At 39.7% G+C, this 15871-nt stretch carries 6 protein-coding genes and 4 pseudogenes; 5 read left to right on the top strand and 5 right to left on the bottom strand.

Going from position 1 to position 15871, the window contains the following annotated elements; all coding sequences use genetic code 11:
* Positions 1-50 precede the first annotated feature (50 nt).
* Entirely contained in the window at positions 51-254 is a 204-nt protein-coding gene (locus tag FTU35_RS08395; protein ID WP_094069354.1) for a hypothetical protein, read from the top strand.
* Between the two features lie 22 nt (positions 255-276).
* Here the strand turns inward: FTU35_RS08395 and FTU35_RS08390 are convergent, their stop codons facing one another.
* The gene (locus tag FTU35_RS08390) at positions 277-1158 is read right to left on the bottom strand and encodes a hypothetical protein (RefSeq protein WP_180064680.1); all 882 of its coding nucleotides are present in this window, start codon (positions 1156-1158) and stop codon (positions 277-279) included.
* A gap of 67 nt (positions 1159-1225) precedes the next feature.
* Positions 1226-2779, bottom strand: coding sequence for an esterase-like activity of phytase family protein (locus FTU35_RS08385; protein ID WP_167846514.1), 1554 nt, complete (start codon positions 2777-2779; stop codon positions 1226-1228).
* Positions 2780-3253: 474 nt separating this feature from the next.
* Here FTU35_RS08385 and FTU35_RS08380 point away from each other — a divergent pair.
* Positions 3254-4081: pseudogene (locus tag FTU35_RS08380) on the top strand (TonB-dependent receptor domain-containing protein); the annotation flags it as partial.
* A gap of 268 nt (positions 4082-4349) precedes the next feature.
* On the opposite strand, the pseudogene FTU35_RS13535 reads toward FTU35_RS08380, so the two are convergent.
* Positions 4350-4436 (bottom strand): annotated as a pseudogene (locus FTU35_RS13535) (HNH endonuclease); the annotation flags it as partial.
* A gap of 38 nt (positions 4437-4474) precedes the next feature.
* Positions 4475-5707, bottom strand: coding sequence for an ATP-binding protein (locus FTU35_RS08375; protein WP_094069408.1), 1233 nt, complete (start codon positions 5705-5707; stop codon positions 4475-4477).
* Between the two features lie 335 nt (positions 5708-6042).
* Between FTU35_RS08375 and FTU35_RS08370 the strand changes: the two are divergent.
* A pseudogene (locus tag FTU35_RS08370) lies at positions 6043-6345 on the top strand (transposase); the annotation flags it as partial.
* Here FTU35_RS08370 and FTU35_RS08365 read toward each other — a convergent pair.
* Positions 6330-6668 (bottom strand): transposase, encoded by a 339-nt coding sequence (locus tag FTU35_RS08365; protein ID WP_154320127.1) that lies wholly within the window; start codon positions 6666-6668, stop codon positions 6330-6332. The pseudogene FTU35_RS08370 and the gene FTU35_RS08365 sit on opposite strands and share 16 nt — an antisense overlap.
* 305 nt (positions 6669-6973) lie before the next feature.
* Here FTU35_RS08365 and FTU35_RS08360 point away from each other — a divergent pair.
* Positions 6974-8731: pseudogene (locus FTU35_RS08360) on the top strand (ShlB/FhaC/HecB family hemolysin secretion/activation protein).
* 86 nt (positions 8732-8817) lie between these two features.
* Positions 8818-15861 (top strand): hemagglutinin repeat-containing protein, encoded by a 7044-nt coding sequence (locus FTU35_RS08350; protein ID WP_179990510.1) that lies wholly within the window; start codon positions 8818-8820, stop codon positions 15859-15861.
* The last annotated feature ends 10 nt before the right edge of the window (positions 15862-15871 follow it).

Raw genomic sequence — 15871 nt, 5'->3', positions numbered from 1 at the left:
CTGACAATCACGTAGAAGCGAACGGAAAATACCTATACGAGCCTGAAACTGTGGCTGAAGTTGAGCATATTCTAGGTGCTGTTGTTGTTCTATTAAGACAGCCGATTTATTCACTCGGTTTAGGCTGTGTGATTAATGTGTTTAGAACAGCCCAAGCTTTAAATATTGGGCTTGAAATTGGGGCAGAGAAGGATAACTTGTATCTCAAACCTGATCTGACAGTTACCCATTTTTTATTGTTTCTATCAGGTTAAATTTTCTAGATGTGTATGAAGGCTAATTGCAGAAATTTGATTGATATTGGTACACAAACTGAGTCTTTGTTGCTGTCGAAGTTGGTGCATTATATTGGGTTAAACCTTTTAAAGCACTGAAGCTTAAAGCAGCACGATCAACTACTTTTCTTGTGAAATTCGCATTGGGATCTGAATATTTAAACGAAATTTCTGCTAAAACAGGTTTTAGACTACCGTAAGGCAATAGGGTATACCATAAACTTAACTCTAAATCTGCATCGAATTCACCTAAATCAATCGTTGCACCACTATATTTTCGTTCATAGATAGTTAGACCACCAACTTGATTCAGGGCTAGACTATTATTAAAATTATAGTCATTTTTGAAGCCAGTAAATAGAATATTGATATCCTCAAAATCGTTAATGGTTCGCGAGGTTGGTACGGTTGTTGACTTGCTTGCAACTACAAGGAAACTCAAGTTATCTTTACGAGTAATGTCATCTTCTAGCTTAGTTTTTGCGCCTGATACATTGCTAGTCAAATCTTTGAAGTCAGCAATATAATGGTCATATCCACGATACATTAAAGTTACTTCTTTTGTACCATTTTCATTACGCTCTCTGAAGCTGTATCCCATATTTTTTAAAGTACAGCTTCCTTGAGTATCGTAAAAGCGGATTTCTCTTTGTGTATCAAAGATCATAGCACCAGTTACGTCACGACTGATTTTATTTTCAATCGCATTTTTCACCGCTGAAAAATAGCTATTTATGCTGCTTGCTTCATTTCCATAATTAAAATTTATGGGATCTAATAGTACTTTGTATTCGCGAGATGTGACTTTGGGAGATGCATAGCTCAGCGATGGTAGCACTGTAATTGCCAAGAAAGTTATCAAAGCCGATTGAGTTATTCTCATTTTTCTCTCTAGACAAAAGTTGAATTTAAAAAGCCCAAAAGTTTTAGCTTTTGGGCTTCATTCATTGTTATGGGTTGAAAAGATTTAACTTATCGGCAATATATAAGGTAGGTGTATCGACACGCATGCCCACATTATCCAAATACTTTTGCTCTAAACCATTGGTTGTCCAAAGACCCATGTCATCATCATTCACAATGCCAAGAGTTTGTCGGTTAATCAACCATAGACCTTCCATTTTGTCATGCGCATAACTTACACGTTTACCCATATCCAATACCAATGTTTTACTTACTGGCTGAATATTTAGTGCTTGTAATGCTTCCCATTTTTTATCGTTATTGATGAAATATTGCTCGAGGGTTTTACCTGCAATCGTTAAACCAAGTTTAGGATCTTGCACTAGATCGCCCTGAGTTGCGATATCCTCCAAATTGGTAGCATCCTTCAGATCAATACGATAAACATGTTTCATGATATTCGGATCGTCTTTAAGGAATTTGCCATCACGTTCCAGTACTAAAAACTCATGATCATTAATCGCAATAATAGCTGAGTTTGAGTTAGCATCAATTTCTTGACGATAGAGATACTGAGCAACTTTTCCTGTTTCAAGATTGATCGTCACAATACGTGTTAAGGTTGATTTATTAACAGCTTTAGTCGGTAAGTCCATTGTCGATTGCATAATCCCAACCAATGTTTTTTGGTCAGGTGTAATAGTTAAACCTTCCATACCACGGTTGGCACGACGATAACTAAATTCTTGCGGTAAAGTGAAGGTATTGCGCACATCATTTACAAAAGGATTAATACGACCAATTTCTTTTCCATTGGCATCATAGTGCACAATGTGAGGACCATATTCATCACTCACCCAGAATGTACCATCATTCAATGCTGCCAAACCTTCAGAATCGAGACCGTAATCATCAAGTTTGATAGGGTTCGTTATTGGGTCATAAGGCTTTGATGGATCTTTAGCGATGACCTTGCCATGAATATCGTAAGGTGTTTCGCCTGTACCACCTAGTGCAGCAGTATTCGGTAATCCACTAATATTATTTCCATCACGATCTTTTAATAAAATCGTTTTGATGAGTTTGATTGAGCCATCATCTTGTACCTCAAACAACCCAATTTTAGGTATATAGTCTGGCATTGGAAAAATCTTACCAGCACCATTCACGCCATCATTATAGTCAGCATTTGGGCCACGATCTGTGATTGCGTAAAATTGTTTATTGTTCGTAGGATGGGCAGCAACATCAGAGCCAAAGCCACCCTGTCGAAGTGTAAATGCACTCGCAATAGTTGTTCCATTCGCCTTAAAGCTTGTTAAGTTTTGGTAAGGCAATGCAACCCCTTGGGCAAATAAGTTTGGACCACACTGGATGGAGCTTTGCTGGATTTCATTCGCATCCAACTCACCATTTTGATTTTTATCCAAACCACTTTCAATACGTGTTCCAGCACTCCAGCAATCATCATTTCCAAGTACTAAAGGCGTCTGTTGAATCAAACTATTCAATCCATTTTGACCATTGTCCCCATCATCAGTACATGCGGTTAATAAAATTGTCGAAGCTAATAAAGCTAAGGTTAGTGGTTTTTTTTTCATTTTTTTGAAGCATCATGTTTAAAAAGCTTCATCATAAGAAGCAAAAATGACAATTACATGAATGAAATATGATCAATGTAAAATTTTAGCAAATTAAAAATATCAGTAGTTTGTGGGGGTTATATCTAGGTTTTCTTCATTATTTATCAAATGTGGTTTGAGGTAAAATTAAAATAAAACTTTAAACTGCCACAGTATTCTAGATATAAGCAGCCTTATTATGAAGCTGTCTCATAGGGCAGGGTTATACCAATGCTAAGTTTGAAGTGATTGAATCATCCTACTTACTAACGACACAATGTGACGTGTCGAAATTTATGTTTATTGAAAATTCCCCCAAATAATTTAAATTACTGTAATATTTTCCAATAGTTAAAACATTGCTAGTAGCATCATCAACTTAAATGTACTGTGTTGCAGGTAATAGAATTAAGACATCAGAAATAGCTTCAGCACCATGACTAAACCACAGGCAATGGTGATGACAGTGGTTCAACAGATTATCAAAAGTTACTTCCAACTGTCGCTTTAGGCTGGGATATATTACCTGAGCTTTATACTTATGCTAGCTATGGCAAAGGCTTCGAAACACCAACCTTTACCGAGATGGCCTATCTTACAGTAGGGACTTCAGGCATTAACTTTAATTTAAAACCTGCGACCAGTGATACCGTAGAACTTGGCTTAAAATCGCAGAATACCTTAGGGTTATTTACTTTTGCTGTATTTCATACTGAAACTAAAAATGACATTGTGCCTGACGATGCCAATGGCGGGCGAAGCACATTTCGTAATGCAGAAAAAACCTTACGTGAAGGCTTAGAGTTATCGTGGCAAAAACAGCTCTGGCAAGCACTCAATATTCGAACCAGTTATAGTTATTTAGATGCGACTTTTGATGCTGATATTCCAGCGACCACAACCAAACCGCTGATACAAAAAGGAACATATATTCCAGGTATTGCCAAGAATCAAGCTTTTGTAGGCTTGGCATGGCAACCTGAGCAGGGATTTCAGGCAGGCTTAGAAGCACGTTATATGGACAAGATTTATGTCGATGATATCAACTCTGATACTGCACCAAGTTATACGGTCGTTGCGGCAAATGTTGGCTATTTGTGGGTCAATAAAGACTGGAAAGTAAATACTTATGCACGACTAGATAATTTATTAGATCGAAACTATGTGGGTTCCGTGATTGTCAATGATAGTAATAATCGTTTCTTTGAGCCCGCAGATAGACGAAATTTTAATGTTGGACTATCGATAAAAAAATATTCTAACATAGGCTTTGTTGCATAAATACATAACCAACTGATTTTGTTCATTAATTTTTAGGTTGAAATTCATACAAACCTATTTAAATCAGAAGCTTACAAAATCTTTATGCAACAAAGCCGTGGAACAGCCACAAATAAACTCAGTAATAAATTTTTAAACATATTAATCCCCCGTTAAGTAACGGATTATAACAGCCGTAACTATCTAATCACATGCAAAAAGTAGCCGTTTCGCCTTTTCCTGTCCTCACATGATGCAAGCGGACCATACATCTTAATCAGATAGAAATCGAGTCGAGGTAAATCAATCCATCACAAATGGAGCAGAAATTATGCTTGATCACACTCTTGGTTAATGCTGAAAAGTCTTTGAGTTTTAATTAATAAATAAGTGTATCCATGTCTACCCTCAACTTTACTTATTTTCAGATAGCAACCAATCGAGAGCACTCATTTTTACAATACCATTATAATTCGCTTCAGTCCCTATCGTGTCTAAGGTAAGCAAATACTTGGGATACGAATCAGAAATTTTCTGTAATGGACGTAACTCTCGGCTGAGTGTCTCCTCATTGAGCGTTTCTAATGCCACCTGATAATAAGTTAAATTCTGTAAAGTATCGACAGCAACAAAATCAATTTCATATTCATCAACCCGCCCTACATAGACCGTATAACCTCGTCTGACAAGCTCAAGATAAATCACATTTTCTAAGATATGACCTTGATCAGCATTAGCATCAGGCAACATAATCCGGCGCAATCCGACATCAACTAAATAGTATTTTTCAGAGGATTGTAATAACTCACGCCCGCGTACTTTAAATTGTGCGGCACTATAAAATAACAAACTGTCCTGTAAGCCCTGAATATAGCGTTTTACTGTTTCAAATGAAATTTTAACCCCACTTGAAACAAAGGTATTTTTAATTTTATTGATGGAAATAGGTGAGCCTGTCACGCTTGCCAAATATCTTGCGACACGCTCGAGAGAGTTAATATCGGCAGTATTCAAACGGGGAATAACATCTTTAAACATTACACTGGCATAGACTGCTTGCAAGTAATCATAAGTTTCCTGCTGGCTAGTCATGGCAAGCGTATAAGGGAAACTACTGCGCGTATACATGGCATACAAATCACGATTTGATAATTGTTGGATGATCGGATTATTTTCAATATGCCACTGTTTAAATTCTTGGAATGACAGAGGTAGAACATGTTGCTCGATATAGCGTCCTGTAAGTAAAGTCGCAAGTTCTCCACTTAGAAAGAATGCATTTGAGCCTGTAATATATAAATCGATATAATCCCGAACATATAAAGAGTCGACTACTTTCTCAAAATTTGTAACATGTTGTATTTCATCTAAGAAAACATAGTTTTTTTTACTTTTATCAACTTTGGACAATACATAATCATGTAGTTTACGGTAATCGGTGAGTTCTTCAAATTCCATAAATTCGAAGTTGATGGCAATGATGTTTTCGGCTTGTACACCCTGTGCTTTTAGGATTTGTTGAAACATTGCCAATAAGGTGGATTTTCCAGAGCGACGCACACCTGAAAGTACTTTAATGACATCACGGTCTTGCCATGTATTCAGAAATTTTAAGTAGCCATCACGTCGAATATTAGCGCTTCTCATTATTTACACTTGGAATCTAAAGTTTTAATAAATTATATCAAATTTTAGAACGTATATGTAAATATATTTAATTTTAAAAAAAGTTTAAGGTTAAGTGAAACATTCAAAGCTGCTGTTGAAGTATACGGATAGTAAATGTAATAAAAATCCAGATTCTATCTTTTTTGACTCTGTACACGACAAAAAACCTAAATATGCCTAATATCGTATCTGGGTCTACTCCTTAGATGAGCAATGGTGATGCCTTGTTTTCGGATTTGTTGAGACTGTAAATAAAACTATGTAAACGCTTAAACTCCCCCAACGTTGTTGGGGTCAAACAAAAGGTGTTTACCATGAAAGATGAAGCAATGTTGGCACTCGCTAAAGAGTTAGCCAAGAACCTAAAAACCGAACTCGATCTCAATAATTTTAGTCGGGCTTTAAAGAAATTGACTGTTGAAACTGCCCTTAATGCGGAACTCACCGACCATTTAGGTTACGAAAAGAATAGTCCACGAACAGGTAAAAATGCTCGCAATGGTTACACAACGAAGCGTCTACTGACTGATGATGGTGAGTTTGAACTAGATACCCCTAGAGATCGTGAGGGTAAATTTGAGCCACAGCTTATCAAGAAAAATCAGACCCGTATCACAAAGCCAATTTCTGCTTTTGAGTGAGGTAAAGCAATTTGAACCGTTAACATATTAGTAGAAATAGGATCTAATGGTGCAGAGCAGGATAAGGCAATAAATGCAGGTTTATTCGGTGGTGGTGAGCGATCATTCTTTGGTTTACCATCAAATAAGCGAATCCATTTGGATACAAGATTTGCATTCAATCCATGTTGCAAAGCGACCGAAGCAATTGAAACGTCAGGTGCTTTACAAGCCTGAACGATCTGCTGTTTAAATTCAGCACTGTATGTTCTTCGTTTTTTCGCTAGAGATGCGATGGATGTCTGATTATTTGTCGTCATAAATTTAAGTCCCCACTTGTTTTTAAGTGGGGACTAAATTAAGGCTTATAGGATGAATTCATAAGGTGTGTTCAGCGGACGCTTACGAAAAAACAGCCAAGTGCTCATATGGTACAGTTATATCAAGAACAATGGTCAGATTGGCTATCAACGACACATGTGGCAAGTGAAGGTGTCCTGCAGAATGAAAGTTAAGTGTCTATTGAGGGGTACAATCTAATGGGAGAAATTGAAAAATAAAATACCATTGAATATTTGGTCATTATTTGTTAATTTCTGCGCAAAATTTAACATGCAATAAATTTATGTTCAAAAAAAATATAGTATTAAAAAGTATTTTGCTTACTTTGGGTGGTTTTGTTGTTACTCCTTTTGCATTTGCAGAAACATTTGATCCAGCGATAGATGGTTTGATTCGAAACCAGCAGCGCCAAGCAGAACTAGAAAAAATTATACAACCAGAACGTGATGTTAATTTAGATGTCATCCAAAAAAAAGAAGCTGTACAACTTACCGACCTTGAAGATCAGAATTGTTTTGAAATCAAGACAGTTGAACTTGATGGCGAAATGAGTAAGCATTTTGATCAATATGTGCAACAAGCGTTAAAAGATTTAAGTTTTACTCCAGGTTTATGCATGGGTGAGCAGCGAATTAATCTGTTGATGACGCAAACGCAGAACATCATCATTGGCCGAGGCTTTACTACGACACGAATATTGGCTGCACCTCAAAACTTAAGTACAGGCGTATTAAAACTCACCGTCATTCCGGGATTAGTTCGAGAAATCAAACTCGATTTAAGTGATGAGGAAAATACCCGAGCAGGCCGAATTCAATATGCCAAAAATATCTTTCCAATGAAGAGTGGCGATATTCTCAATTTACGTGACTTAGAGCAAGGCTTAGAAAACTTAAAAAGACTGCCTACAGCGGAAGCTGATATTCAAATTATTCCTGCAGATGCGCCCAATCAAAGTGATGTTATCGTCAAATGGAAACAGCGAAAAATTCCAATTCGCGTGACCTTAAGTGCTGATGATGCCGGTAGTCGTCAAACCGGTAAATACCAAGGTAACATCACCGTTTCAGTCGATAACCCTTTATTTAGAAGTGACTTATTTTACGTCACCATGGGCCGTAACTTAGCAGATCAGCAAGAGATTACGGATCAAAATGGAACCACTGTGAAGAGCGGAACCCATAACTATGCCCTTCATTATTCAGTCCCTTATAAAAACTGGCTGATCAGCGCCAATGCGAGTCGATACAATTATGACCAAGCTGTTGCAGGCACCAATAATGTCTATAACTATAATGGAGAAAGTCAGACTCAAGACTTAGGCTTGACCCGATTGCTTTATCGGGATGCCAAGCGTAAAACCTCAGCGACCTTGAAAGGCTGGCATCGAGAATCTAAAAGCTATATTGATGATGCCGAACTGACCATACAGCGCAGAGATGTTGCGGGTTGGCAGTTAAACCTTGATCATCGTGAATATATTCAATTTGCAGTGCTGGATTTGAGTCTAGGGTATAAGTGAGGCACAGGTGCATTCGATTCATTACCAGCAGTTGAGGAAGCGCTGAACGAAGGTACATCACGGATGAAGATCTGGACGCTAGATGCCAATCTGAATGTTCCGTTCCAATTTGAGAACCAGCAATATAGCTACTCAAGTGCCTTTAGAGCGCAATACAATGACACCCCGCTGACCATCCAAGACCGGCTTTCCATTGGTGGAAGGTATACAGTACGCGGTTTTGATGGTGACCTAACCCTAGCAGCAGACCGTGGCTTCTACTGGCGCAATGATTTAGCCATGTCTATTTTTCCCGCACATCAATTCTATATGGCCTTGGATGCTGGGCATGTTGATGGTCAATCTGCCCAATGGCTTTTAGGTAAAACCCTTGTGGGTGGTGCGATGGGGCTACGTGGTCAATTTAAGGTGGGTGGCACTTTTTACTACGATATATTTATCGGTAAACCAATCAAGAAGCCTGAATATTTCCAAAATTATGATTTGAATTATGGTTTTAGTGCCAGTTATTCATTCTGATCTAAAGAAAAGTACAAACTAAAAAATGAGCTCGTAGTATTAAAGCGAAAAAATCTCCCAAATAAAGACACATTGGTAATTGAAAAATGAATAAGAACTGCTATAAAACGATTTTTAGTCAAACCCGTGGTGAAATGATTGCTGTTGCAGAAAATGTCGCAGCTGCAGGACAAGCCTCAACACAGAATAATAAAGCGGTTGATCTTGAAACACCAGTCGTTGCTTCTGAAAAAAGTTTAGCTTTAAAAGTTCTTTCATTTTCATTGATGCTGATTACAGGCACTGCCCTGATCAATGCATCTATTGGTGTATCGCACAGCAATGTTGTTGCAGACTCGAATGCGGCAGGCAATCAGCGTCCAACGATATTGAACAGTGCCAATGGCACAACGCAGGTGAATATTCAAACCCCAAGCAAAGCTGGGGTATCGGTGAATCACTACCAGCAATTTGATGTGAATCAGAACGGTGTCATTTTAAATAACAGCCGCCAAAATACTCAAACGCAGCTTGGGGGTTATATCCAAGCCAATCCGTGGCTTGCAGGCGGTGAAGCCAAAGTCATTGTTAATCAGGTGAACGGCAGCAATCCAAGTCACTTAAATGGCTATGTAGAGGTCGGTGGACGTAAAGCAGATGTGATCATTGCCAACCAAGCTGGGATTAATGTCGATGGTGGCGGTTTTATCAATGCAGGTGGGGTGACTTTAAGTACCGCCAATCCGAATATTCAAAATGGACAAGTGACAGGTTATCAAGTCCGTGACGGGGTGATTAACATCACAGGTCAGGGCTTGGATGCCAGTAAAGCCGACTATACCCAGTTACTCAGCCGTGCTGCACAGATCAATGCGGGGATTTGGGCTAAAGAATTGACGGTGGTTGCTGGACAAAATGATATTGAAGTTAATCCGCAGGCTGGTGCGATACAGGCGGCTTCGGGGTTGGCAGGCACTGTGCCACAGTTTGCCATTGATACCAGTCACTTAGGCGGAATGTATGCGGGCAAAATCAGTTTAATCAGTACCGAACAAGGGGTTGGGATTAACAATGCAGGGCAAGTGTTTGCTTCAGCCGGGCATATTAAAATCAGTGCCAATGGCGAGCTGCAAAATAGCGGTGCAGTAGTTGCAGAAAATAAAGTCGATAGCACCCCAGCGAGTTTAAATCTTCAAGCAAAAGATTTAAACAATAATGGCAAGATATTAAGTCTAGGCGATCAACGCATTCAGGCTGAAAACGTCAACAATACCGGCCTCATTAATAGCCAAGGTTTAACTCGTATTGATGCCAGTCAAGGCATCCAAAACGTGGGTACAGGTCAAATCTATGGTGACCATATTGCCCTGCAAGCCGCGCATCTTCTCAATGCAGAACAGCAAACCAATGGCGATGTCAAAGCAGGCACGATTGCGGCACGTCAACGCTTAGATATTGCAGGCGGAAAAATTGAAAACCGAGAACAAGCCTTAATTGCCAGCGAAGGTGCGCTGACTGTTGGTGGACAACTCAATGCAAACCATATGGCAGAAGGCTCTGCCGCATTATTAGACAATGCCAGTGCACGTATTCAATCCGTGGGTGATATGTACTTAGGCGTGGATATTTTGACCAACCGAAATTTGCATTTCAGTTCAAGTGTCAAAGAAATACCAGAAACCCGCAAAGATGTGACCGCTTATCAAGGTGCTGGAAGCGCTGAAATTCTTGATTCATCGCATATTACAGGTCGTGGCAGTTATGACAGCATTTATCTGGATGGTCAAAAATATGAAGACTATACCCGATATATCTACAACCAGTACGAAACCCAACACTATGTGGATTCCAGTGCACCAGCGGAGATTATTTCAGGTGGCACACTGACGCTAAAAGGCCAAAGCCTGACCAATGACAAGAGCCAAATTCTAGCGACGAAAGGCATTAATATTGAACAAAATGAAGTGAATAATATTGATGCTGAGGGTGAGCATCGTGTGATTAAAACGGGGACATCACAGTATCACTATGTAGGTTGGAATACATTAGGTACAAGTAAACGAAGTAAGTGGAACAGTGTTAAACCCTATAATCCAGCTGATATCGTAACGCCAATAAAACTTGATGTGGTGAAATATGATGGTGCTCACCAAGGCACATTAAATGGTGATACCTCAGAACTCAGCTTACCGCTGCAATCCTTATACAGCGTTAATAAAGAAAATAATAACCGCCCTTTGATTGAAAGCAGCGATGCCTTTACCAATTATAAAAATTGGTTAGGCAGTGATTACATGCTGCAAATGTTCACGACCAACCCACAAAATATGCAAAAACGTTTAGGGGATGGTTATTACGAGCAAAAACTGGTCAATGACCAAATTGCACAACTGACGGGTCAAGTTTATTTAGATGGTTATACGAACTTCGAGGATCAATTCAAAGCCTTGATGGATTCTGGGGTAAGTGCTGCCAAAGATCTTAATTTAAGTGTTGGAGTGAAGCTCTCAGAAGCACAGATTGCTCGATTGACCAGTGATATGGTGTGGCTGGTGACAGAAACCATTACCGTTGATGGCGAAAAAATCCAAGTCTTGGTACCGAAAGTGTATGTTGCGGTACAGTCGGGGGACTTAAACAACAAAGGTGCCTTGATTGCAGGCGAGACGGTCAATTTAAAACTGAGTGGGGATTTAAACAACCAAGGCAGTATTGCTGGACGCCAATTGGTGAGTCTTGAAGCCAATAACATTAATAACGTGGGTGGCTTAATACAAGGTCGAGATGTCTTTGCGACAGCACACACCGATATCAATAATATTGGTGGGACAATGACCGCCAATCAAATCCTTGCCCTTGATGCGGGCCGAGACATTAACAACATCACCACGACGATTAAAACTGAAAATAAGCACGGTTTAAGTGAATTTAGCGCTGAAAACATTGGCCGTGTTGCTGGGCTGTATGTACAAGATGCGGATGGTCAGCTGGTTGCCAATGCCAAGAATAATATCAATCTGACTGCATCAGATCTACAAAGCCAAGGTAGCATTGCGATCCAAGCGGGACAAGACCTGAATCTTTCTACGGTGAATGTCAGTCGCAGTGATTTAAGCTCAGCAGGTGACAAGGATCAGATTCTGAATGCTTCGAGTCGAGATGTAGGGACGCAGATTCAGGCGAAAGGAAATATTTCCCTGCAAAGTGGTGCCAATACTCAGATTAAAGCCAGCACCTTGAACAGTACGTCGGGCAATGTAGTGATTGATGCTGGACAAAATGTCTTGATCGAAAATGGACGAGATGAACGCAGTTCTCAGCTTGCAGCCCAAGAAAAAGGTGGCTTCTCTACAACAGATAAAAAAATCCAATCTTCGACCAGTCAATCGATTGCAACCGACATCCAATCGGGTGGCAATATCCTGATCAATAGCCAAACAGGAGATATTCAAGCCACGCACCTGCAAGCTGGTGCGAAAGACAGCATTCAAATTACGGCAAACCAAGGCAATGTAAAACTTTTGTCAGATATTGATACTGATATAAAGAGCACGGAAACAGCCAAGAAAAATACAATTCAATTTAAAAACCGTCAATCAGGATATATCGACGAAGATGTTGCACAAACACAGCTCAAAGCTGGCAAAAATGTTGATATCAATGCCGGTAAAAATATCGAGCTGCAAGCCAATGATATACAAGCTCAAGACAATATTTATATTGGCAATAAACAATTCGAACGCCAAGCGGATGGCAGTTTAAAATCCAAAGATGGTAATGCCCTGCCCGAAAATGTCAGTCTGACGACATTAGAAACCAATGATCAGCAATGGGATGAAACCCAAAAAGGTTATCGTGGCATTGCCAAAGACTTAATGAAAGTGACTGCTGTTGGCTTAGCGGGTATTGAGGCTTTAGCTCCGGGATTAAAAGCACCGAAGATCACGATCGGAGAATCATCGAGCACACGGACTGAGCAAAGAACACAAACAGGGACCGATCTTGGTGCCAATAATGTCTATGTGGGTTCAGCAGGTCAAACGACACTGACCAGTAGCAACATTGATGCACAGAACACGGTCTTAGCGGGCAAAAAAGTCACGCTCGATGCAGCAGAAGAACAACACAAAACTGTTACGTCAAACAGCAAAGAAACGGTACAAGGTCTTGGGGTTAAGCTGAATAAAGACAGCATTCGAGTGGGCGGCTTTGTACTTGAAGACGCAGAGAATACCGTTAAAACTACAGCCACAACGCATAAGTCAGGCAATATCAATACTGAAAATTTAACAATTCAAGGTGCAGAAGGTGTAGATATCCTCGGCCAAAATATCACAGCGACAGGTGATACGATCATTGATCATGGTCGAGGAAATCTTAACATAGGCGGTTATGAAAATAAAACCACCACAGAAGAAAAGACTCATACTGAAACCATCAGTACAGAAGTCGGCATTCGCAATGCCTATTTAGATGCAATCTTAGCGGTAGAAGCTGTTGCAGATGCAACTAAAGCCTTATCTAAAGCTAAAGATGATTATAGCCAAGCACAACGTGACTATGCAGCGGGTCGAATTACCAAAGGAGCCTTAGATGACAGCAAAGCCAATGTCGCAATGGCAACGGCCAATGTGGCAAGTGCACAGATTGCTGTAGGGGCAGCAGCCGCATCTGCGGCTGCAAGCAGTGCAACCTATGGCTTTACTATTGGTGCCAATGGTGAAAGGATTGAAACTACGACGACCACGAATACAGAACAAAGCCAATGGCAAGGTAGCAACTTAGATTTAAATAACCTTCAGCTTAAATCAGAAGGCCAAGACATCAATATCCAAGGCAGCCGAGTGAATGCAACAGGCACCACGACCTTTGATGGCAGCAAAGACCTCAATGTGACTGCAGGCGTCGAGCATAGTAAACAGGACAGCAATAGTAAAACCAATAGCCAAAGTGTGAGCTATACCTATGGCGGTGGCGGCAGTGCTTCAATAGGCAAGCAAACCAGCCAATCACAAAACGAAAGCCTCACCCACGTAAATAGTGAAGTTGTGCTGAATCGTACTGAAGGTGCAATAGACAAACTGAATATTCAGGGCGGTGAGGTTTCTATCGCTGACCGAGGTAATCTACAAGTAAATCAGATCCATGTAGAAAGCTTGCAGGATACAGAGACTAGCAGTAATAGCAGCAAAGGCGGAAATATTGGCTTAGGTTTTGGTTCTAACGGTAAAGCCAGCAATATCAGCGCTGGCTATAACCAAAGTAAGGGCAGCATTGACAGTGCATGGGTAAATGACACTAGTAAGCTGCTGATTGGCAATGCGCAGAACGATGCTGATCTAGATGCGATGGGTGTTAAAAATATTACCAGTATTGGTGGTGTGATTGCCAATGCGACGAAGAATGAAGACGGCACATTAACGGATCACGGTAAGCTGAACTATTCAGGCGAACTTGCGCTGAAAGACATAGAAGATCATAACTACAACAGTAGCAGTGGTTTTAATGTATCAACGACGATAGGCAAAACCACGAACAACAAAGATGGAGAAAAATCCAAATATCCAAACGGTTCAACCACCATTGGCCTTAACAGCAGTGGACAAGAAACAGAACAATTGACTAAGGCAACGATGGGTCAAGGGACTGTTGCAAATGCCCCAGACAGCACCAATCGGGACATTAATAATACGCAAGAAATTACTCGTGACCAAGTGACGGGCATGCTGGATGGTTCTGTGACGGTTGATCAGCGTTTACTGAGTAAGAGTGGACGGGCGGAGATTATTCAAGAGCAGAAGGAATTACCTGAAAATTTCCGTCAAAGTGCTGAAAATATTGTGAAGCAAATGCCTGAGGGAGAATATAAAGAGAAGGCTTTACAAAGTTTAAATAATATACAAGCAAAACTTTATAGTTTACCAGCAGATTTTGAGGGTTTAGAGGAATATGGGCAGCAAGTTGCAGGGGAGCTATTGAAAAATGGTCTTGAAATTAAAGAGGTCGAAAAGATTATAGATACAGATAATTATTGGTATGCAATTCAAAAATTATCTGCTGTCCAAGAACAATTAGATATTTTGAGTCAGAATGGTAGTGGCATTGAACAGATTCTTAATTCTGAGCTCTCTAAAGAGCAACCAATAGTCAACTCAAACTCCTTAATTAGTATATTAGCTGAAAATACAGATAGTTCTCTTGCTGTAAAAGAAACGGATTTACTAGGTTTTAAATTTTTACATGCGGCAGCAGAAATTAGTAAAAATATAGAAAAAATTTCTGTAGATAGTGGTGTTGACATTGAAAAAATACAACTTGCTGCTAGCGTGTTGTTAGGAGGGCCTGTAAAAGCAACAGCAGGATATATAGTTAATCAATTTAGTGGAGAATATATTGATTATGCTACAAATGCGGTATCAGATCATTTAGTAAAATCACTCTACGGACTTTCAGATGGTCTATATGATGATTGGAGTCGGTCTGAAAAAATTAGTGAGTTGAAACAGCTTGGACTAAGCGATGATGATTTTCAACGAAGTCTTAATTATGCGGAATCACTGCAAAATGCAAAGCTAGGTGCTACTTTTATTGTTGGTATAGCTGCTGAGACACTAATTTCAGGGAAAGGAAAAGCTAAAAATAGTGATGAAATATCAGTAAAACCTACTGTTCCTGATTATGTTACTCGTAATGATCATGATTTTTCTGCTACAGAAAATTATAAAGGTAAACCAAAAGCTTACATAAATGACAAAGGTGATTTGGTTGCTGCAAACCCTGAAGGAACAGGATCTGTTCAATCTCATATTAGAGGTGGTAATTCTGAGAATACACCATACATTTCAACAAGTGATCCAGCAATAGCTATTGATTCTAAAAATTATGGTGGTGAGCAAATTAAGATTGATACGAAGCGATTGCAGGAAGATATTGATGCAGGTAAGATTTCTGGTAGTCAGATTGTGACACATACCGAAGTTAGAAAGGAATTACAATCTAAAGTCGATGCAGCTCAGGCGAAATATGATCGTAATCCTAGTAAAAAAAATCGAGATAAATTAAGAGATGCAAATAAAGATTTGAATCATGCTATTAGAGATGGGGAATGCTTAATCAAAGGTTGTGTTCCATCAGAATACATAAAGAAATAGTTTGTAAGGA

It is taken from the genome of Acinetobacter sp. YH12095 (assembly GCF_013419245.1).
In the GTDB taxonomy this organism is placed as follows: Bacteria; Pseudomonadota; Gammaproteobacteria; order Pseudomonadales; family Moraxellaceae; genus Acinetobacter; species Acinetobacter towneri.
This window is presented reverse-complemented; position numbering and strand designations above follow the sequence as displayed.